General features: G+C 45.1%; 17 protein-coding genes and 2 rRNA genes (1 of these 19 running past the window's edge). 10 read left to right on the plus strand and 9 right to left on the minus strand.

Features of this window, described 5'->3' with window-relative positions:
- The 3 genes from ABXT59_RS01440 to ABXT59_RS01450 all read left to right on the plus strand — a co-directional run.
- A 23S ribosomal RNA gene (locus tag ABXT59_RS01440) occupies nucleotides 1-1634 on the plus strand (it extends 1255 nt beyond the left edge of the window).
- Nucleotides 1635-1791: 157 nt separating this feature from the next.
- A 5S ribosomal RNA gene (rrf, locus tag ABXT59_RS01445) occupies nucleotides 1792-1907 on the plus strand.
- A 237-nt stretch (nucleotides 1908-2144) separates the two neighbouring features.
- Nucleotides 2145-2576 carry a DUF2489 domain-containing protein gene (locus ABXT59_RS01450; RefSeq protein ID WP_443638528.1) on the plus strand — a complete coding sequence of 144 codons (432 nt, stop codon included), beginning with the start codon at nucleotides 2145-2147 and terminating at the stop codon, nucleotides 2574-2576.
- Here the strand turns inward: ABXT59_RS01450 and ABXT59_RS01455 are convergent.
- Nucleotides 2568-3716: a MalY/PatB family protein gene (locus ABXT59_RS01455; protein ID WP_443637215.1), complete on the minus strand. Its 1149-nt coding sequence runs from the start codon at nucleotides 3714-3716 to the stop codon at nucleotides 2568-2570. The genes ABXT59_RS01450 and ABXT59_RS01455 overlap by 9 nt on opposite strands.
- 307 nt (nucleotides 3717-4023) lie before the next feature.
- On the opposite strand from ABXT59_RS01455, the gene ABXT59_RS01460 reads away from it, so the two are divergent.
- The 4 genes from ABXT59_RS01460 to ABXT59_RS01475 all read left to right on the plus strand — a co-directional run bounded on the left by ABXT59_RS01460 (nucleotide 4024) and on the right by ABXT59_RS01475 (nucleotide 6648).
- The gene (locus ABXT59_RS01460; protein ID WP_443637216.1) at nucleotides 4024-4215 is read left to right on the plus strand and encodes a hypothetical protein; all 192 of its coding nucleotides are present in this window, start codon (nucleotides 4024-4026) and stop codon (nucleotides 4213-4215) included.
- A 58-nt stretch (nucleotides 4216-4273) separates the two neighbouring features.
- Nucleotides 4274-5110 carry a phytanoyl-CoA dioxygenase family protein gene (locus ABXT59_RS01465; RefSeq protein WP_443637217.1) on the plus strand — a complete coding sequence of 279 codons (837 nt, stop codon included), beginning with the start codon at nucleotides 4274-4276 and terminating at the stop codon, nucleotides 5108-5110.
- 95 nt (nucleotides 5111-5205) lie between these two features.
- Entirely contained in the window at nucleotides 5206-6180 is a 975-nt protein-coding gene (locus ABXT59_RS01470; RefSeq protein ID WP_443637219.1) for a hypothetical protein, read from the plus strand.
- Between the two features lie 6 nt (nucleotides 6181-6186).
- A complete protein-coding gene (locus tag ABXT59_RS01475; RefSeq protein ID WP_443637220.1) occupies nucleotides 6187-6648 on the plus strand; it encodes a GNAT family N-acetyltransferase in 462 nt (153 codons plus the stop codon).
- Here ABXT59_RS01475 and ABXT59_RS01480 read toward each other — a convergent pair.
- Nucleotides 6629-8155 (minus strand): SulP family inorganic anion transporter, encoded by a 1527-nt coding sequence (locus tag ABXT59_RS01480; protein WP_443637222.1) that lies wholly within the window; start codon nucleotides 8153-8155, stop codon nucleotides 6629-6631. The two genes, ABXT59_RS01475 and ABXT59_RS01480, sit on opposite strands and share 20 nt — an antisense overlap.
- Nucleotides 8156-8363: 208 nt before the next feature.
- Here ABXT59_RS01480 and ABXT59_RS01485 point away from each other — a divergent pair, with 208 nt between their 5' ends.
- A complete protein-coding gene (locus ABXT59_RS01485; RefSeq protein ID WP_443637223.1) occupies nucleotides 8364-9947 on the plus strand; it encodes a peptide chain release factor 3 in 1584 nt (527 codons plus the stop codon).
- 29 nt (nucleotides 9948-9976) lie between these two features.
- A complete protein-coding gene (locus ABXT59_RS01490; RefSeq protein WP_443637225.1) occupies nucleotides 9977-10762 on the plus strand; it encodes a TatD family hydrolase in 786 nt (261 codons plus the stop codon).
- A 42-nt stretch (nucleotides 10763-10804) separates the two neighbouring features.
- On the opposite strand, the gene ABXT59_RS01495 is transcribed toward ABXT59_RS01490, so the two are convergent.
- The 5 genes from ABXT59_RS01495 to ABXT59_RS01515 form a co-directional block, all read right to left on the minus strand.
- Nucleotides 10805-12712 carry a beta-ketoacyl synthase gene (locus tag ABXT59_RS01495; RefSeq protein ID WP_443637226.1) on the minus strand — a complete coding sequence of 636 codons (1908 nt, stop codon included), beginning with the start codon at nucleotides 12710-12712 and terminating at the stop codon, nucleotides 10805-10807.
- Between the two features lie 89 nt (nucleotides 12713-12801).
- Entirely contained in the window at nucleotides 12802-13110 is a 309-nt protein-coding gene (locus ABXT59_RS01500; RefSeq protein WP_443637227.1) for a DUF3301 domain-containing protein, read from the minus strand.
- Between the two features lie 326 nt (nucleotides 13111-13436).
- The gene (locus tag ABXT59_RS01505; protein WP_443637228.1) at nucleotides 13437-14378 is read right to left on the minus strand and encodes a glucosaminidase domain-containing protein; all 942 of its coding nucleotides are present in this window, start codon (nucleotides 14376-14378) and stop codon (nucleotides 13437-13439) included.
- A 34-nt stretch (nucleotides 14379-14412) separates the two neighbouring features.
- The gene (locus ABXT59_RS01510) at nucleotides 14413-14601 is read right to left on the minus strand and encodes a hypothetical protein (RefSeq protein WP_443637230.1); all 189 of its coding nucleotides are present in this window, start codon (nucleotides 14599-14601) and stop codon (nucleotides 14413-14415) included.
- Between the two features lie 4 nt (nucleotides 14602-14605).
- Nucleotides 14606-14917 (minus strand): DUF1244 domain-containing protein, encoded by a 312-nt coding sequence (locus ABXT59_RS01515; protein ID WP_443637231.1) that lies wholly within the window; start codon nucleotides 14915-14917, stop codon nucleotides 14606-14608.
- 150 nt (nucleotides 14918-15067) lie between these two features.
- Between ABXT59_RS01515 and dinB the strand changes: the two genes are divergently transcribed.
- Nucleotides 15068-16132, plus strand: coding sequence for a DNA polymerase IV (dinB, locus tag ABXT59_RS01520; protein ID WP_443637232.1), 1065 nt, complete (start codon nucleotides 15068-15070; stop codon nucleotides 16130-16132).
- 14 nt (nucleotides 16133-16146) lie between these two features.
- Here the strand turns inward: dinB and ABXT59_RS01525 are convergent, their stop codons facing one another.
- On the minus strand, nucleotides 16147-19248 hold the full coding sequence (locus tag ABXT59_RS01525; protein WP_443637233.1) for an efflux RND transporter permease subunit: 3102 nt from the start codon (nucleotides 19246-19248) through the stop codon (nucleotides 16147-16149).
- Nucleotides 19249-19262: 14 nt separating this feature from the next.
- Nucleotides 19263-20513, minus strand: coding sequence for an efflux RND transporter periplasmic adaptor subunit (locus ABXT59_RS01530; protein ID WP_443637235.1), 1251 nt, complete (start codon nucleotides 20511-20513; stop codon nucleotides 19263-19265).
- Between the last annotated feature and the right edge of the window lie 58 nt (nucleotides 20514-20571).

The raw sequence follows: 20571 nt of genomic DNA on the forward strand, positions 1-20571 counted from the left end.
ACGATAAGGGGAGTGAAAAGCTCCCCCGCCGGAAGACCAAGGTTTCCTATCCAATGCTAATCAGGGTAGGGTGAGTCGGCCCCTAAGGCGAGGCTGAAGAGCGTAGTCGATGGGAAGCAGGTTAATATTCCTGCACCACTCAATATTGCGAAGGAGGGACGGAGAAGGCTAGTCCAGCGCGGCGTTGGTTGTCCGCGTTTAAGCGTGTAGGCTTAAATCTTAGGTAAATCCGGGATTTTTTAAGGCTGAGGCGTGATGACGAGGTCCATTAGGACTGAAGTGGTTGATGCCATGCTTCCAGGAAAAGCTTCTAAGCATCAGATATTGAGTGACCGTACCCCAAACCGACACAGGTGGTCAGGTAGAGAATACCAAGGCGCTTGAGAGAACTCGGGTGAAGGAACTAGGCAAAATGGTACCGTAACTTCGGGAGAAGGTACGCCGCTGATGGTGATGGGACTTGCTCCCTAAGCTGTTGGCGGCCGAAGATACCAGGTGGCTGCGACTGTTTATTAAAAACACAGCACTGTGCAAACACGAAAGTGGACGTATACGGTGTGACGCCTGCCCGGTGCCGGAAGGTTAATTGATGGGGTTAGCTTCGGCGAAGCTCTTGATCGAAGCCCCGGTAAACGGCGGCCGTAACTATAACGGTCCTAAGGTAGCGAAATTCCTTGTCGGGTAAGTTCCGACCTGCACGAATGGCGTAACGACGGCCACACTGTCTCCACCCGAGACTCAGTGAAATTGAAATCGCTGTTAAGATGCAGTGTATCCGCGGCTAGACGGAAAGACCCCGTGAACCTTTACTATAGCTTCACAGTGAACTTTGAACCTATTTGTGTAGGATAGGTGGGAGGCTTTGAAACTGGGACGCTAGTCTCAGTGGAGCCAAACTTGAAATACCACCCTGGTATGTTTGAGGTTCTAACTCAGGTCCGTAATCCGGATCGAGGACACTGTGTGGTGGGTAGTTTGACTGGGGCGGTCTCCTCCCAAAGAGTAACGGAGGAGCACGAAGGTATGCTAATCATGGTCGGAAATCATGAGGTTAGTGCAATGGCATAAGCATGCTTAACTGCGAGACAGACACGTCGAGCAGATACGAAAGTAGGTCATAGTGATCCGGTGGTTCTGAATGGAAGGGCCATCGCTCAACGGATAAAAGGTACTCCGGGGATAACAGGCTGATACCGCCCAAGAGTTCACATCGACGGCGGTGTTTGGCACCTCGATGTCGGCTCATCACATCCTGGGGCTGAAGCCGGTCCCAAGGGTATGGCTGTTCGCCATTTAAAGTGGTACGCGAGCTGGGTTTAGAACGTCGTGAGACAGTTCGGTCCCTATCTGCCGTGGACGTTTGAGATTTGAGAAGAGTTGCTCCTAGTACGAGAGGACCGGAGTGAACGAACCTCTGGTGTTCCGGTTGTCACGCCAGTGGCATTGCCGGGTAGCTACGTTCGGACAGGATAACCGCTGAAAGCATCTAAGCGGGAAGCCCCCTTCAAGATGAGATCTCACAGGACTTTAAGTCCCTAAAGAGCCGTTCAAGACTAGGACGTTGATAGGTTGGGTGTGTAAGCACGGTAACGTGTTGAGCTAACCAATACTAATTGCTCGTGAGGCTTGACCATATAACGCCAAAAGCGTTGTACAAGCGAAGAAGTACGATTAAGTTTACGAAGGATAAGTGCTTGATAAGCGCATGATGTAGGACCTAGACAGTGGATATCACAGATTCAAGGATGTAGATTGATTGTAGGATTGATTGATCTTCATTCACCTTTTTTGCTTGGCGACCATAGCGAGATGGAACCACCTGACCCCATTCCGAACTCAGAAGTGAAACGTTTTAGCGCCGATGGTAGTGTGGGGTTTCCCCATGTGAGAGTAGGTCATCGCCAAGCACCTCATTTAATAAGAAAGCCTCAATGCTCACGCACTGGGGCTTTTTTATTGCTTGCTAGAAAACGGATGCTAGAAAGTGGGTGCTGAAAAAGGAACCTTATTTACAACCGATCTAAGAAGGCTAATACGGCTTTTCACAGAGCCAACCTATGCTACAATTAACACCAAATCTGAAAGATATTAAAACCATGTCGACACATTATATGATTCCCATTCTTACGATTTTTTGTCTAGCTATGTTGGTCCTTGTGAGCTGGCTTTATATGCGCCAAAAAAAGGCTCGCAACGTCAATGAGGCACGCATACTTGCACTCCAGGAGATGCTTCAAAAACAGTATCAGCATCGTGTAGAAAGTATTGCTGTGATTGCAAGTGCAATGAAAGATAAGCAATGCGAATATACCGAAGGTTGTATTCGTTTAAAACAATTAGTGGAACAGGTTGAGCCTGATTTGCTAACTCAGGATGAGTTTTCTGTAATCGCTTTGGTGTTTAGTGCCACAGAGCACATGCCTATTAACGAACAATGGCAACAATTAGATAAGAAAGCTAAGAGTAAATTTACCCAACAACGATTTGCCCTCGAGGCTGACCATAAGGACGCAATTCATAAAGCAGTTGTTGCGCTCCAAAGTCACCAGTTTGCGGGTTACCAGAACTTAGCCTAAGGCTGTTTTAATCCGCGCCATGGCACTTTCCAACACCGAGCGTGGGCAACCAAAATTAAGTCTTAAATAATTAGCATCGTTAAAATCTCTACCTGGAGATAGACCTACCCCAGCCTTTTCAAAAAACTTGCATGGGTCTTTTAATTGTAACTTAGACACGTCCAGCCAAGCTAAAAATGTAGACTCGAGGGGCAACATATCAATGTCTGGTAGCAGGGAAAATTCGGCTATAAGATAGTCTCTATTGGCACGCAGATAGCTATTCATCGCGGTAAGCCAGGGCTCACCATGAGCTAAAGCAGCAAGGGTAGCAGTATAACCGAATGGGTTTATCTCAGAGACAATGCCGTGCATTTCGTTGACGAAAGCTTGGCGAATACTCGGGTTAGCAATAACAGCCCATGAACAGGCCAGGCCCGCAATATTGAAGGCCTTACTGGCAGCACCTAAGGTGATAGAGTTCTGCAATGCATGATCGCTGACACTGAGGTAGGGCACATGAAATTTATCTTCATCCAGAATAATATCTGCGTGAATCTCATCAGATACTAGGACCAGTTGATTGGTTTCACAATAGGAGTCGATGCGCTTTAGTTCAGATTGGGTATAGACGGCCCCACCAGGATTTTGAGGGTTACAAAATAACATCACGCGGGCAGCCTGTGCGTCATGGTTTTCAAGCGCCTCAAGATCTACTCGGAGACGGCCCTGATCATAAGACATGGCAAGGTGGTTATCCTGTTTGCCAGAAGCTAAGGGCGTACTATGGAAATAAGGATAAGCAATATCGGGGGTGAGTACCTGATCATGGTGCTTTGATAAACTGCGAATAGCGAGGGATAAGCTAGCGACCACACCTGGGATCCAAACAACCCACTCTGCCTTAACGTGGCAGCCATACTTGACCTGATAATAGTCAGCTACCATTTGGTTAGACTGTTGATTAGCCCGAGTATAACCATAGATTGCATGATCTTTGCGGGCTTCAATGGCTGCTTGGATCACGGGAGCAACTTTGAAATCAGTGTCTGCCACCCAGAGGGGTATGATGTCTTGAAGGGCGTATTTTTCCCACTTCAAAGAATTAGTATTGTGGCGTTCAATAATCTTATCAAACTCAAAATCATCATTCTTTTGCATAACTTTGTTAGGCCTTTTTAATGAGGTTTGGGGCATCTATTTCTATTGCTAGGGAAAGAGCTAAAGGCTATATTAGATGGCAAGGTCAAGGTTTTAGTTTAGACCAAAAATTTGCCCAGACCTACAATAATTAGCTTTATTTTTGATTTGACTGAAAGCAGCGATGTGGGTCAAAGTCTCTATTACTGACTTAGGCTAGCTTGGACCCCATATAACAAATTCAAGGCAAAGACTTGGATTACCATTGGGTTTATTAAATTTAATTATTGCTTTAATAAATGGCGCAGTAATTTCAACGGAGGGTAACATGGCAACATACGAATGTAATCATTGTGAAATGGCGGTGAACGCAACTTGTGCTAAATGCGATGCACCATTAGTAAACGGTATGCTTGCCCTCAATGATGGCACTGAGGTTCAGGTTTCTAGATGTCCCAATGACCATGGAAAGATAAAATCTCCCATGTGTTGTGGCCAAGATATGGCATGTGCAATCTAACCATAAGAAGTCACCTTATATAGACTTTAGGCGTTGAATCGCTAAATAATGAAAAGGTATGCCCATTACTGATATTCTAACCCAGCATGAAATTGATCAGTTTAAAGTCGATGGAGCAGTTTTCCTAAAAGGCAAATTTTCGTCTCAATGGATCGAAGAATTAACCCATGGCATAGATGCCAACATGAAGCATCCAAGCCCACGCTTTGCTAGGCATACCAAGGATGACGATGCCCCTGGGTATTTTGAAGACTTTTGGATTTGGGACTGCCATCAAGGCTTTGAGAACTTTGTCTTTCAATCGCCTGCTGCAAAAATTGCAGCTGAGTTACTGAGTGCAAAAAAAATCAATTTAGTCATGGATAATTGGTTTTTTAGGGAAGCTGGTTCTAAGTCTGGAGCACCCTTTCATCATGATATTTCATACTTTGATTTTGAAGGATCTATGTGTGTCCTTTGGTTGCCGCTTGGCTCGGTAAAAAAGCATGAGGGCATTGCTTGGATTAAAGGATCACACCTTTGGAATAAGTTATTTTTAAGAACCCGTTTTAAAGACGGCCATCAAGAAGATGGGGAAGCTGGAGAAGTGAATAGCAAATCCTATCACCTCACGCCAGACATACTGAACAATAAACAAGACTATGAGTTTCTTGCATGGGATTTTGAATTAGGCGATTGTGTTTTTTTTGATATGCGCACCCGCCATGGGAGTCTCAATCAAGTGATGCCAGGTAAGAACGTGCATCGATATACCTTAAGAATGGCAAAAGAAGGATCCAAGGTTGGGTATCGAGGAGCTTGCGCCCAAGCAGAAAGGACCATCATGGAGGCTAACGGCTATCAAAATGGAGATGAGTTGAGTGGTAAGATGTTTCCAACTTTGTATGAGAATTGATCAATATGAGTCATTTTGGGGCTAGTGTACGATTAAGATATCATTAGCATACGCTCAAATCGATACCAACATATATTGAGGTTTTAGGATAATTTATGGTCACTTACCCGTCACTTGAAGAGGTTCAGCGGCTTCAATATTTGAAGGCACTCGGTATTACGAGTTGGCTGCCAACAAGCTCACTGGTGGCTAGCCAAGCTAATGCTGTATCGTGGCAACAAGACAACAGCCATTGTTTGGTCAGTGCAAAACTGTGGTCTGCAGAGATAGCAACTGCAAAGATAGCACCTAAAGCCTCAGCGTTGCCAACTGCTGCCAAAGCCCCAGTCGTATTACCAGCAACATTGCCAGCGACAGAGCCACAAAAATTTGACCTAAGCCAAGAGCAAGCTCTGATCCCGGGTCAGATACAAGCTGCTGCAGTCGCTGGTGCCTTGCACTCCCTTAGTTCATCACCAGAAACCATGGAGTATACAAGTGCATCACAGAAACTGGAGGCGCAACTGCAACCAGATAGAACTCAATTAATCTCAGAGAGTTTGCCCTCATCGCCTTCATTGGCATCAGACTGGATTGCAGCGCTGCACCTAGGGTTATCTTGGTATGCCAATGGCGTTTTAGTCGTTAACGACATCCCTGCCCACGAGGGCGCAACCATGAGTAGCCCAATTCAGCGGCTACAGACATCGATAGTTAATGCCTTAAGGCCAATGTTAAAAGAGTCTACCAGGCAAACCATGCCTGCAGCCTCTATGGAATTTAACTGGCCCTTGGTGCCTGGCCCCCATGGGGACCACTCTTTAACAGGCGCTCAAAGTGGGCTTCAATATAGTCTGCTAAAGTTACTCAAGGAACAGCCATGTAGTGCGCTCCTAGTCATGGGGCCCGCGGCCATGCAATTGCTTAAGGCTGATATGAGCTTAGGTGACAGTGGCTACATTGAACTGTCTGATATGACCATACCATCTATTTTCAGTCATAGCCTGCATCAACTATTAGCTGTTCCTAGTCTAAAAGCGGAGACCTGGAAACATCTACAACCATTACTTTTGACGGAAAAAATAGGTTAATTAGTGATGTTGATTCGGTCTTTAGTCGAAAGTGATATTGATCAGATCCTCGCCTTCAAATTAGGCTATCACGAAACACCTTGGTCAAAAAAACAGCTCACAGGTGTTTTGCAAGCTAGTTTAAGGGGCACTTGTCTGGTTAACGTAGGTATTGATGACAAGACGCGTGTTGCTATTGCTTACGTCGTAGCGAGTTACGTGCTCGACCAAGCTGATGTGCAAAATATTGTGGTGGATGAGCCTTTTAGAGGCTTGGGTTGGGGTCGAAAAATACTGCAAGCAACGACTAATGAGTTAGGTTCTCGAGGGGTAACAGAGTTATTTTTGGAAGTGCGCCCTTCCAATCAAGCTGCGGTTAATTTATATCAGTCGATGGGTTTTGAGTGCAAACAAAAACGCCAAGATTATTACCTTGGCGTTGATGGTATGCGCGAAGATGCATGGGTGTTTAGCCTAAAACATCGGTAGCAATTTTATAGTCTGGGTCTTCGATGACGTTGAGTTCTACCATGTTGCCAGCCTTAGAAAGGAGTATCTTACACTCTGCACTGAGGTGGCGCAGATGGAGGGTTTTACCTGCGCGCGAATAGCGTTCGGCTAGGGTATCGATGGCTTCCAAACCAGAGTGGTCAGCCACTCGAGACCGCTCAAAATCGATAATCACATCATCTGGGTCTTGTTTTGGGTCAAATAATTCTAAGAAATTCTGCACTGAGCCAAAGAAGATAGGCCCTCGCAAATAATAGATGCGACTACCATCGACATCTTTATAGGTAACTTGTGTATGTTTGGCATGCTTCCACGCAAATACTAAGGCTGAATAAATAACCCCCACGACCACCGCGATAGCAAGATCAGTGATGACAGTCACGCCAGAAACTAGGATTAATACAAAGGCATCTGATTTGGGTATTTTTCTCAAAATTCGGAAGCTGGACCATTCGAAGGTACCGACCACTACAATAAACATAACACCAATTAAAGCGGCCACTGGAATCATCTCAATAAGAGGCGATGCAACTAAAATAAAGGCCAATAAAAAGAGGGCAGCACTAATACCAGACAGGCGCCCACGACCACCTGAGTTAACGTTGATCATGCTCTGGCCAATCATGGCACAACCACCCATACCACCGAACAAACCCGTTACCGTATTAGCCACACCTTGGCCCACACATTCTTTATTTCCTCGACCCCGAGTGCCAGTAATCTCATCCACTAGAGTCAGGGTTAACAATGATTCAATTAAACCAATCGCTGCTAAAATAATAGCGTAGGGTAAAATAATAATAAGGGTTTCTAAGGTATAAGGTACCTGAGGTAAATGAAAGCTTGGTAAGCCGCCGGCAATAGAAGCAATATCACCTACCGAACGGGTATCCAAATTCAAGCTCACGGCTAAAATGGTCACCACTAAAATAGCAGCTAGGGACGACGGCACGGCTCGGGTGAATTTAGGTAAAAAGTGAATGATGGCCATGGTCAGGGCAATAAGGCCAAGTAATAAATAAAGTTGGGTGCCTTCTAACCACTGTAAGCTACCATTATCATCCATAAATTTAAATTGGCTTAGTTGAGCCAAAAATATGACAATCGCCAGACCATTCACAAATCCTAACATGACCGGATGGGGCACCATGCGGATAAACTTACCCAGTCTCAAAACTCCCGCTAAGACCTGTAAGATGCCCATTAAGACGACCGTAATAAATAGGTACTCTACACCGTGATCTGCAACCAAAGCGACCATGACCACTGCCAACGCGCCGGTAGCTCCAGAAATCATTCCCGGACGACCGCCAATGACGGCAGTGATTAAACCCACCATAAATGCAGCATATAGGCCAACCAAAGGATCTACGCCAGCGACAAAAGCAAAAGCAACGGCCTCAGGTACTAATGCAAGAGCGACTGTAAGGCCGGAGAGTATGTCATTTTTTGCATTAGCCGGGGCGCGGCTTGCGAGATCGAACATGGTATTTCCTAATATTAGGGAGGGCGTAGAAGCGGGCATAGTATATGTAAATTTACACTATTTCTCAATGAGTTGATGGGTTTTTGGTTATTTATTGATCAATCTTAGAGCGTTTTATATTGAGGATGGGGCGCTAATCAGCGACAATAGAGACTATTCTAGGCTCGCCTCCGAGTGCCACCTCATACTCCCACAGATTTTAACAACTATGTCCAACTTGATTGCAGAAAAAGTGGCAACACGAAGAACCTTTGCCATAATTTCCCACCCAGATGCGGGTAAAACCACCATTACTGAAAAACTTCTCCTTTTTGGCCAAGCCATTCAAACCGCTGGATCAGTGAAGGGTAAGAAAGGTGATAAAAAGGCGACATCTGATTGGATGTCAATGGAACAGCAACGTGGGATTTCTGTGACTTCATCCGTGATGCAGTTTCCCTATCAAGAACGCACCGTTAACCTTTTGGACACTCCAGGGCATGAAGACTTTTCTGAGGATACGTATCGGACTTTAACGGCAGTTGATTCTGTGCTGATGGTAATTGATGGCGCCAAAGGTGTGGAAGATCGAACCGTTAAACTGATGGAGGTGTGCCGCTTAAGAGACACCCCTATTTTCACTTTCGTTAATAAAATGGACCGTGAAGTTCGTGAACAAATTGAGGTTTTAGATGAAGTAGAGGATGTACTCAACATCGCTTGTGCGCCGATCACTTGGCCTATAAGCATGGGTAAACGCTTCAAAGGTGTTTATAATCTTTACACAGATACCCTGCATGTATTCACGCCAGGGCAGGGACATACCATTGCAGAGGACATCCAAATTGAAGGCTTGGAATCTGATGAAGCCGCAGAGTTTTTGGGAGAATTATTAGATGAACTTAAAGACGAAATTGAATTGGTGCGGGGTGCGAGCCATAAATTCGACATGCAGTTATTCCTAGAGGGCAAGCTAACCCCAGTTTTCTTTGGCACGGCTTTATCTAACTTTGGCATACGTGAAATGCTGGATTATTTTGTGCAGTGGGCCCCAGCGCCAAAGTTTCGAAATGCAGGGGCACGGGTGGTTGAGGCTATAGAGCCTAAATTTACTGGTTTTGTGTTTAAAATACAAGCCAACATGGACCCTAAACACCGAGACCGTATTGCGTTTATGCGTATTTGTTCAGGTAGTTATGAGCGCGGCATGAAAATGCGCCATGTGCGCATAGGTAAAGATGTTAAAGTTGCCGATGCAGTCACCTTTATGGCGGGTGAACGCTCCAATGTTGAGCAGGCATGGCCTGGTGACATCATTGGCTTGCACAATCACGGCACTATTCAGATTGGTGACACCTTCACCGCTGGAGAGAATCTAAAGTTTGCAGGTATTCCTCATTTTGCTCCTGAACTGTTTCAGCGAGTGCGATTGAAGGATCCGCTAAAAATGAAGCAGTTACAAAAAGGCTTGCAGCAATTATCTGAAGAAGGCTCTACCCAGCTGTTTATGCCAGGGAAAAATAATGATCTGATCGTTGGAGCTGTGGGTGTTCTGCAGTTTGAAGTCGTTGCTTACCGCCTGCAGGATGAGTATAAAGTAGAATGTATCTATGAGCCGATCAGCGTAAATACAGCCCGCTGGGTTGAATGTGATGACCATAAAATGCTGGATGAATTTAAGCGTAAAGCAGCAGAGAATTTGGCTATTGACGGCGGTGGACACCTCACCTACTTGGCGCCTTCTCGGGTCAACCTGAGTCTAACGGAAGAACGTTGGCCAGACATTCGTTTCCGTGCGACGCGGGAACATTAATCGCAGTTATTAAACAATGAGGGGGTTTAATGCATCAGTTGATTGACAGTCACTGTCATTGGGATCACCCTCGCTTACAAAGTCTGCAACCCCATTTATGGCAATCCTGCCTTGACCAAGGTGTCACACAACTAGTGGTGCCTGCCACTAAGGAATCTTCATTTGCTCGTCAAATCTCTCTTTGTGAACAATACCCAAGTTGGCACTTAGCCCTGGGTCTTCATCCTTACTTTAGTAATCAACATACCCAAGCGCACCTTACAGTGTTGACTGCGGCCATTGAACGTCATAAGCCTTTAGCTATAGGGGAGATTGGACTAGACTTTGCTTTGGACATGTCACTTGAGGGCTTTTCTATAGAGCATCAAGAAGCCTGGTTCGTTGCTCAGGTTAAGCTTGCTCAACACACCCAGCTCCCTCTTATTATTCATAGCCGTAAGGCTAATGATCGCTTAGGTCAGTTGTTACGGCAGTTAAAATTTAACCAAGGCGGTATTGTGCACGGCTTTAGTGGCAGCCTGCAACAAGCTGAAAAGTTTACTCATTTGGGGTTTAAAATAGGCATAGGCGGCAACCTAACCTATGAGCGGGCTCAAGCTATGAGGCGCTTGGCCCAAGCATTGCCATTGACAGATATGGTGTTAGAAACAGACGCGCCAGATATGCCTATGGCTGGGCAAGAGCGAGGTCAGCCCAATCGACCTGATATGCTGCCTCGAGTATTGCTGGTGTTGGCCGAGTTGCGAAGTGAATCCTTATCTGAGATTGCTATGCAGACGGTAAAGAACACATTAGATGCGTTAAGAATTAATTAACAGCATGGAAATCTGCAGAAGTAGTTTATTGAACAGGGCAGGCTAGCACATGTCCTCAAATGGGTTGCTAACTGATAAATCGATGGCTTTGGCATACCCAGGAATAACAATTTGATGGCGATTGATAAGCAAATCTTCACCAGTTAAAACGTTATGACCAAATTTATAAGTGGGATTTGATAATCCACGCATACTTTGGAGGTCATAATCGTTGGCAGCCTGAGTATGTTTCTCTTGGGCTGAGCGCATATTTTCCATGGCTTTAAGCCCATGCTTTTTAATCATGAGTCGATTAGCCACATGTGGGCCCATTAATACTGCACTGGCATTGTTACCACCAAAACCTTTCGAATTCAGCAGTACTGTGTCGATACCCTCTGCGCCCACTTCATGGTGCGCTGCTTGAATTGCTAGATGGCTATCATGCACATCGCTTGCAACATGATCTATGGTAGCGATACCTGGCAAAATGCCGTAGCGCCATAAGCCTAATGACACAGCAAGTTGGTCACCACCGGCTGTGCCTTGAGAATGACCTAGGTAAGCTTTAACCGCAGCAACTTTCCAATCTTTTATCCCAAAGGCTTTAGCCGTTTCATTGATAACGTGAGATTCAGTAATGCGGTTTTGGGGCGTACTGGTGCCGTGGGCCTGCACACAAGAACGATGGCGCAATGATTCAGCACCGAGTATGCTTTCTGTTAGGGCTGCGGCCTTAGCTAAGGTCACATAATTACCGATGCCTGGGGCTGATATTGACTTTTTATGGCCATCTGCGTTGACGAATACACCTGCCACAGCGCCATGAATTTGGGCGCCAAGCGCGAGTGCTAAAGTATCACTGGTGAGCACAATCCACTGGGAGGCTTCGCCCATAGTAAAACCACAGTTAGTAGAGAATGGCCGAGAAGTCCTACGTAAATCCGCCTCATTACTACCATCTAAAGCACATAACTCATGGTCTTCAGCGAGGGCACCCATGGTGCGAAAACCTTCCATAACCTCTGGTGTAATGGGTGCGTCACTGCCCCCAACGATGACCAAATCACGGCGCCCACTTTTAATATCTTCAACAGCATTTCGCAGGTTATATAAAAACGTTGCACATGCGCCTAGGGCAGAGCCGACCGCGCCAACACTACCTAATAAATAAGCGTTAACAAAATCAGCGGGCATTTGACCATAACCCAACGGCATTTGCTTTGAAGTGATGCGCTTGCCAGTACTCGGGTTTTTTAATAAACCACCAAAACCAGCTTCATCTAACTGACCAATGGAGTTACTTGCGTAGACAGCAATACGATCTGGTGCCACATGATCTTGCATAATTTGCCAAGCAATACCAGTGGAACTAAGAGCATCAGACGCACCAAATACGGTCATTTGTAAATTACGAGGGTGGTTACGTGACTGATAAAGAGAACTGGGATCAAAGCCATCGGGCAGCTGGCCTGCGGCACTTACTGGCGCGCGCTTGGTATCTGGCAAAATAGCTGTGAATGCGCCACTTATGGTGACTTCGACCGTGTCACCATCGATCTGGCTTACTTGCCAATTATCTGGTAGCTGATTGGGCAAGTGGCGCTTGCGCATGCGAATACAAGTGCAATCACCAGACGCAGGCACTATTTGTGCCACTTTGTTCAGTACTAGTTTTTCCACATCGTAGGCTTCAGTTCGGATTGGCCGGATCAGAGTTGCGTCCTTGACCTGGTCACCTAGTTGCTCTGTTAACTGTGCCTGAGTCAATCCTTTTGCTTCACCAGCTAAGTAATAAAGACCATTATAAAAAGTTGCTTTATTGGTTAATGTCGCTAAATCAGTGAGAGTGTCGAGCCGGCTTTGGGTATCTAAGTGATCGAGAACGAGGCGGCGATAACCATGATGGGAAGAGGTTCGACCAGAGGCATTTATTCCGCCAAAACCAATGATGACTGGTAGATTCGACAACTAGATATTCCTCAAAATGGATAATGATACGACCTTGTGGAACGCCATTCTAGCAGAGTGGTGGTTAAACTCTAGGGTTGTGGCGTAATCTAGTGTATTCGATGCACTTCCAGATGCAGGTGAGTCATTTTTTTCCCCAGTAAATGCAATTCCCCCTGAGTTCTTTGTTCACCGTCACTGCTGAATTCAAAAGTAAACTGTCGCAAAAATGAGATGTGTCCGCGACGGTCACGTTTAAGACGAGTTTTTTTAAGGGCAACAGTGTCATCAAGCAATTGCAGGTCTTGTAGCTCGCACTGTTGCTTTGCAGCCAATCGCGCCTGATCCTTGGCCGCACTGGTATCCCACCAGTAAATCATCCCCAGTAACAAAAGTACTAAAAGCCATTCTAAACTCATTTATTAGCTGCCTGTTTTGATGGAAGGCTAAACACTTGTAGCCTTTCATACCTAAAGTATATCGGGTTGTTTACTGGTTAGTTCAAGACCTCTGACCATTAGTATGCTCAAACATGCCCGTTTTTTTCGACAGGTTATTTAAGTTATTGTAAGGTCCAGCGACAGCCCAGCGCCTTTCCGTCTTCATCTATGAGTAGTGATGAGCATCATGAGCATGTTTTTTTCATTCTCAGTAAATCTTGAGTTAATCTTCAATTCATTTCACTAGGCCCTAAAAAGCTAGCTTATTAATTTAGTTTATTAATCTGACTTACGAACTTAGTTTATTAATTGTTACTAGGCTGAGTGATACCATGAACAGGGTCTTCTGTAGCCACTTTTGGACGTTCAAACTGCACCAACTTGCTGCACGGATGTTGATTGTTATTACCCCACCAAGTTTTTTGCCAAGCTTCTAGTTTATTAACACGAATCATTGATCTTATTTCATCTATGTAGTCTGCACGACGCGTTGAATACTTGATTAATCCAGCCGATAAGGCTCGACCCGTGACTGTTTCAGAGTGCTTAGTTAAGCATGCTCGAATATCACGCAAATTTGCATAACTGCCATGACGGTTTAAGTTACGCATATAGGCATCTACAGATGCCTGTGGGTCTTTAAACTTGCGTACTTCATAATTTGCTCCAACAGGGCGACCGTTTGGAACTAGGCCACAGCCCAAACTAAAACACCACTGACCAAAAAGATTATTACCCTGAATTGCAAACCGAGAGGTCCCCCATGCGCTTTCATTAGCCGCTTGGGCCAGCACTAAGGACGCGGGTATGATTCCCACCTTGTGCAACAGTAAATCGATTTGCTCAATAGGCTCTGCCACTTTTATTTTGTATGTTTTGGATAAGCGATTAAGCAATTGGGTCTGTTGGTGTGTCAGACGCTGGGGATTCATACCTTTAATTTCAGCACGAAGTTGAAGAATTTTGTAATTTGCTACTGTTGTCAGCTTCTTCAAATAATTAAAAAAAGTTGTCTTTTTTAATTTTACATCAGTAATAGCTAAAAAATCCGGTATGGGTTCTACCTTGGTGTCAAAGGTAGACTCAATCGCCTGACTAATGCGCGCTGCCACGTTCGCACTAGAGAGCCCCCAAGTGTTAGTGGCTGAGCTGAGTTCAGATGGATGGTCCGTCTTTTCTGCATTCTTAAGCAGAAAAGCACCCACAAGCAATAAAACCAATCCAGCTAGCGCTCCATGCTGGCGCAAGAATGTGCCAATATTTGTCAGCAGAAAGTATCTCCTAGGGATGAATTATTGTCTCAGTGGGGCCATCTTGTTCCCTCAGTTGGGTCATCAAATGGTCATTTTGCTGCTTTAATTGGGCAATTTCTAGGCTCATAACTAAATTTTGGCTGATTAGTAGTTTTATCTTTTCTTCAAGCGCTTGCATCAGTTGGCGTGTGTTTTGGGCGTTAGATGAAGTAGGCATGGCACTAACTATTCACTGCTTCTTTGGCTTTTTCCATGGCTGAAAAAGTTTTAATTTGTTCTTCAGTTGCAGGTAACTGATGATATTCTTTCCATTCACCGTAAGGCATGCAATAGACATGCTCTCTAGCTTCATCATAGTTCATCGCTACACTTTGCTCATCAGCTGCGGCTAACAGCCATTTGCTCATACAGTTGCGACAAAACCCAGCCAATATCATTAGATCAATGTTCTGTACATCTTTGCGGGTATCTAGGTGTTTAACTAGGCTACGAAAGGCTGCAGCTTCAAGTTCTGTTTGTGTTTGTGGGTTCATATAAGTCTCGGTAACACCAAAATAATCAGCTCTGATAATATCGCTTTAACTGCGCAAGCGCTAGACGGGTGTATAGCAAGACTTGATGTATTCTGTATTATATGTAAAATGCTGGTTATATGTACAGTAATAAAGTTAAGTAGGGTGCCGATGAGTCGAAAGATAATTCATTGTGATTGTGACTGCTTTTATGCCGCTGTAGAGATGCGCGAAGTGCCGAGTTACCGCTATCGGCCGATTGCTATTGGTGGCGCTGCACATAGTCGAGGAGTCATCGCTACCTGCAACTACCCAGCTCGAAAATTTGGTGTCCACTCGGCCATGGCATCGGCTCAAGCCATTCGTGCTTGCCCAGAGTTGCTGATTTTGCCTGGTCGAATGGCTTTGTATAAGGCCGTGTCACAACAAATAATGTCCATTTTTAAGCGTTACTCCACGACCATAGAACCTTTATCCTTAGATGAAGCGTTTATCGATGTAACAGACTCTCCCTTGTTTGGTGGGAGCGCCACCCTAATTGCGCAAGATATAAGGTCTACTGTTGAGGCGGAGGTTGGCATTACTATTTCTGCTGGTGTGGCTCCCAACAAGTTTATTGCCAAAGTGGCCAGTGACTGGCGTAAACCGAATGGCTTATTTGTTGTCAAACCCAGTGAGCTTGATGAGTTTAGTGCTCGCCTTTGTGTCACAAAAATACCAGGTATTGGCCCCGTAAGTGCTGCTAAATTAGCTGCGCATGGCATTCAAAACTGTGCTGATCTTCGGTCTTTTAGTGAGTTAGAACTAGAGCAAAAATTTGGCCGCATGGGGCAAGCCTTAGCGACAAGAAGGTACGGTGAAGACCATCGGCCCGTGCAGACCCGTCGAGTGCGCAAGTCTGTGTCTGTCGAAAATACCTATACACAAGACTTAGCAAATATCCAAGCCTGCAGTGATGCCTTATCTCCTTTGTATACTGAACTACTGGAGCGATGGCATAAGCTTTCTCAAGATTATGAAGTTGCAGGTGTCGTAGTGAAGTTAAAGTTTGCCGATTTTTCTCAATTAACCCGAGAGCAAGCCAGTGTTGAGATTAACCTAGATTTTTTTAAGACCTTGTTGCAGACCGCATTTCACAGCGGCCTGCCGCAGCAACAGAGACAGGGTGTGCGTTTGTTGGGTATGGGCCTTAAATTAAAAGCCCCAGACTCGCAGCAGCAGTTGCGACTATTTTAAGCCATGTTTACACTTTAGGTACTGCGTTTTCTGCCTGCAAGAATGGCATTTAAGTTTTCTAACATTAATATCATGGAAGGCACTACAAATAAGATGAGCAGCGTGCCTAGTGCCAAGCCAAAAACAATTGATATTGCCATTGGGATTAGGAACTGCGCCTGTAGTGAGTTTTCAAACAGAATAGGCGTTAGCCCAGCAATAGTAGTCATTGAAGTGAGCAGCACTGCCCGCAGCCTTTGACATGCCGCCTCTATAATAGCTTCCTTAGGGGCAATACCTTGTTCACGGAAGCCCTTATAAAAAGACAACAACACAATACTGTTGTTAATGACAATGCCAGACAGTCCAAATAAGCCAAATAATGACAGTATGGTCAGGTCTCTATCCATAACAAGATGGCCTAATACGGCACCTGTTAACCCAAATGGGATGGTAAACATTACAGCAATAGGCCATGCATAAGATGCGAATACCCAAGCTAAAACGATGTAGATGAGAATAAGGGCTAAGACTAACCCAGTCATCATATCGCCCAAAGTGCCCCTCTCCCTTTCTTTTGCCCCGCCAAAGTTGATTTTCACACCATATTCCCGTTCAAGATTTGGAATCGTATCTTTCTTCAAAGCTGCAATAATCACGTTGGCGTTGGTTGCACCTACGTCTACATCTGCTTTAACGGTCACCATTAACTGACCATCTCTACTACTGAACTTATCAATACCCCTGCGGGAGCTAAATTCCACTAACTCCAGTAAAGGAACAGTGTTACCTGAGGGCAGTATAATGGGAAGGGCATACAAGGTAGAAATGCGATTACGGTCTTGGTCTTTCAACATAAGGCGCACATCAATTTCGTCTGATCCTAGGTAAAAACTTTGCACCGTGACTCCATCAAAGGCGTACCTCAGTTGGCTGCCAATATATTCACTTGTGAGGCCTAGGGTTGCGGCTTCTGGAGTGAGATTGAAGATCAGTTGTTCCATTCCATAGGGTAGGTTGTCATCAATGTTTTGAACACCAGTAAACGGCTTAAGAGATGTTTGCAGTTTAAGAGCCACTTCTTTCATTACAGTTGCGTTTGCACCTGTAATATTAGCTTCAATAGGCTTGCCTGGTGGTCCAGATTGAGGTTGATCAATAATAATCTTTTCTAATCCGGGAACCTTGGGGATTTTGCTATTCCATATTTCTATAAATTCAGCATTAGTAATAACTCTCGTTTTTGAACTATCTAGTTCAACCTTCAGTAATGCAATTTGTTCAGTACTAGAAATGCCAGCCGTTGGCAGTTTGTTTGTTCCATAATAGCTTACTTGCTCACTGATCAGGTCACCCCCTAATTCTTCTTCAGTCTCAAGCAAAGCATCATTTATCTTAATTAAATAGGATGCGACTTCGCTTGCCGGCGTGCCACTACTAAATTGCACGTTAGCCCGGATACTGTCGCCATCTACGCTTGGGAAAAAGGCAAATTGAATACGTCCACCCACGAGCAGCCCCACAGCCAAAACTAATGCGGTGATGGCTAAACTGAAAGTTACGAAGCGAAAGTCAATTGCAAAGGTGACTACAGGTCGGAAGATCCTGTTTTTAAAACTATCAAAACCTCGATCAAACCCTGATCGGATGCGCGAGGGTTTTTTATTGGCTTGATTTTTTAGGGCATGGTGCAGATGGCCTGGTAAGATTAAAAAGCATTCAACCAAAGACACCAAAATGACACAAATAACCACAATAGGGATATCAGCAAGGATACTACCAATGGCCCCACTGATCAGCAGTAGTGGTAAAAAAGCCGCTATAGTTGTTAAGGAAGACGCGGTAATGGGTCCCATCATTCGCTGTGCTCCACCTAAAGCTGCTTGAAGAGGTGGTTCTCCTTGCTGGTAGTGTGTAAGTGCATCTTCACCCACGACTATGGCGTCATCGACAATGATGCCCAACGCCATAATCATACCAAACAGGCTGATCATGTTGATTGACCCACCAATGAGGTACATCACTCCCCAAGTAGCTAAGAGTGAGGCAGGTATCCCCATAGCCACCCAAAATGCAACCCGAGAATTAAGAAACATGAACAATAAACCAACCACAAAAAGCAAACCGTAGGCGCCATTATTGATTAAAAGACTAATTCTCGCCTTTAATAAAAGCCACCTTTCGTCATAGACCACTATCTCAACGCCCTCAGGGAAGCGCTTTCTGGCACTAAGTACCCAATTATTCATAATGGCCGCAGTTTTGATAGTGTCATCACTTTTGCTTCGCATAATCGTGAGTTCAATTGCAGGTTTGCCATCGTATTTAATGGTACTTTGGTCATCCTTGGGACGCAGTGTAATGTCTGCTACATCACCAAGGCGAAGGAGCTGGGCATTATCTTCAGTAAGCAGTGGAAGCTGTTCAAAGCTGTTGACGTCTGACACTTTCCCAATGGCGCGTAACTGTTTTGAACCATCTGTGCGGCCTGCGGTGCCGGCCATTACATCTTGGCTCTGGTTATTGATCAGCCCAGCTATACTTCTTAGTGACAGACCCAGATCGTTCATAGTGCTGGGTTTAACTTGAATTGCAATCTCTTGTTTTGGCAAGCCTAAGAATTCAATTTTACTAATGCCTTTTGCCAAGAGTTCTCGTTCTGCCTGACGGGCCAAGCTGGTTAGCTCATCAACTGGACCGTCTGTTGTAATCAAAATAGTACCAACGTTTTCACGCATAACAAACTGTTCGATGGTTGGTGTTTCAGCATCAGTGGGCAGATTGCGAACAGCATCGACGCGTTGTTTTATTGCATTAGTGGTCTCTGTAAAATTAGCACCGCTTTCAACAGTTATCCGAATAGTCACTCCACCACGTGTGGTACTGGAACTAACCTTATCTACATTGGCAACATTCTTCAGCTGTTGCTCAACAGGTATCGTGATGCTATTTTGCACATCCTCTGCGGCAGCGCCAGGCCAAGCAATCCCAACAATTACTGTGTTAACCGCGTAATCTGGAAAGAACTGAGTGTTCAGCTGCTTTAGCCCGTATGCACCTGAGATAAACAACAATAACATCAGCAGGTTAGGAGCTACTTTGTGATTCGCAAAAAGGTGAATAAATGATTGCATCATGTGCTTATGCCTACCTAGCGTGATTCTACTAATAAGCCAGTAACGGCGTTGGGAAGTTGGGTTGTCATCACTTGATCACCGCTTTGTAACTCAGCACTTCGAACGAGGGTTAACTGTTCACCACTGGGGCTAGTCCAGTCTCCTACTCGCATTATGCTCAAGGCCTCAAGTCGCTGGTCTATAATTCGGTAAATACGGTTTTGGCCATAAATTGCAAGCGGGGGTAGTGCTGCGACATTGGTTTGGGTGGGCAGTTTGACCTTCACCTGAAGATTTCGACCCACTTCAATTTCTTGGCCACCACTAAGGCTAAAAAAGGCGTCAATGCCACCCTGACTCGCAGATGCTTCTGCCGATAGTCGATCTAATTTAAGTGCGTAAGTTTTGCCTTGGTGAGAAATACTGGCTGCCAGTGCCGCACCAGAATTACCTGTTTGCATCATGGGTAGGTAACGAGCTGGAATTTGGCTGCGGACTTCAAGACTTCGAGTATTATAAAGTTTAACCACTAAATCACCATTGCGAACCCTATTACCAGTGGCTGTATCAACGCTAAGAACACGCCCATCAAAGGGTGCTAAAATTTTGGTGCGTTCTAGGTCTAGCTCAGCAAATTCAAGAAGGATCTGATTTTGAGTCACCTGGGATTTAAGGCGTGCAATACGGTTCGGGTAGTTGGCAATGGTGTTTTTACGATTCAGTATGGATAACTCTTGTTGTTGGAGGGCCCGAGTGGCATCTTCTAAGCGTGAAGTAGGGGCCACTTTCTTCGCCACCAACTGCTGCTGGCGGTCAAAGTTTTTTTGGTTGATGGCCTGCAGTTGCTGCTCAATTAATAGTGCTTTTTGATTCGTTTGGTGGCTATTTGTTTCCGTGCTAATGAGAGTTTTAGCATCCGCTAGGCTAGCCGTTCGTTGGGCTAGCGTTAAACGTAATTCACGGTCATCTAATTCGATGATTTGTTGACCTTTACTGACCCTATCACCACGGCCGATACTTACCTTATTAACAAAGGCGTTCACTGTTGAGCTTAATTGAACTGTTTCACTCGCTTCCACGGCACCATAAAGAGTCACTTCAGGTGCAATATCCCTGAGTGAAACTTGGTGGCTTGATACTCCCCAAACTTGCTCTGTCACAGGTTTAGCAGGAGCCTTGGGGCGTGAACCCTTCAGATGCATAAAACCGTACACGGCACCTGCAATGATCGCTATGGGAAGTAAAAATCGGGTTAAAAAACGAAACACTAAAGATTTTAAGTTCATGGCAATGCCCTTTCTAAAGCGGCGAGTGTATTTATCAAGAGAGGTTTCTCACAAGATC

It is taken from the genome of Candidatus Njordibacter sp. Uisw_058, from assembly GCF_047730065.1.
Classification (GTDB): Bacteria; Pseudomonadota; Gammaproteobacteria; order Pseudomonadales; family Balneatricaceae; genus Njordibacter.

Coding starts and splice junctions, on each gene's coding strand:
- ABXT59_RS01450 (WP_443638528.1), top strand. CDS start 2,145: ATGTTGGTCCTTGTGAGCTGGCTTTATATGCGCCAAAAAAAGGCTCGC.
- ABXT59_RS01455 (WP_443637215.1), bottom strand. CDS start 3,716: ATGCAAAAGAATGATGATTTTGAGTTTGATAAGATTATTGAACGCCAC.
- ABXT59_RS01460 (WP_443637216.1), top strand. CDS start 4,024: ATGGCAACATACGAATGTAATCATTGTGAAATGGCGGTGAACGCAACT.
- ABXT59_RS01465 (WP_443637217.1), top strand. CDS start 4,274: ATGCCCATTACTGATATTCTAACCCAGCATGAAATTGATCAGTTTAAA.
- ABXT59_RS01470 (WP_443637219.1), top strand. CDS start 5,206: ATGGTCACTTACCCGTCACTTGAAGAGGTTCAGCGGCTTCAATATTTG.
- ABXT59_RS01475 (WP_443637220.1), top strand. CDS start 6,187: ATGTTGATTCGGTCTTTAGTCGAAAGTGATATTGATCAGATCCTCGCC.
- ABXT59_RS01480 (WP_443637222.1), bottom strand. CDS start 8,155: ATGTTCGATCTCGCAAGCCGCGCCCCGGCTAATGCAAAAAATGACATA.
- ABXT59_RS01485 (WP_443637223.1), top strand. CDS start 8,364: ATGTCCAACTTGATTGCAGAAAAAGTGGCAACACGAAGAACCTTTGCC.
- ABXT59_RS01490 (WP_443637225.1), top strand. CDS start 9,977: ATGCATCAGTTGATTGACAGTCACTGTCATTGGGATCACCCTCGCTTA.
- ABXT59_RS01500 (WP_443637227.1), bottom strand. CDS start 13,110: ATGAGTTTAGAATGGCTTTTAGTACTTTTGTTACTGGGGATGATTTAC.
- ABXT59_RS01510 (WP_443637230.1), bottom strand. CDS start 14,601: ATGCCTACTTCATCTAACGCCCAAAACACACGCCAACTGATGCAAGCG.
- ABXT59_RS01515 (WP_443637231.1), bottom strand. CDS start 14,917: ATGAACCCACAAACACAAACAGAACTTGAAGCTGCAGCCTTTCGTAGC.
- dinB (WP_443637232.1), top strand. CDS start 15,068: ATGAGTCGAAAGATAATTCATTGTGATTGTGACTGCTTTTATGCCGCT.
- ABXT59_RS01525 (WP_443637233.1), bottom strand. CDS start 19,248: ATGATGCAATCATTTATTCACCTTTTTGCGAATCACAAAGTAGCTCCT.
- ABXT59_RS01530 (WP_443637235.1), bottom strand. CDS start 20,513: ATGAACTTAAAATCTTTAGTGTTTCGTTTTTTAACCCGATTTTTACTT.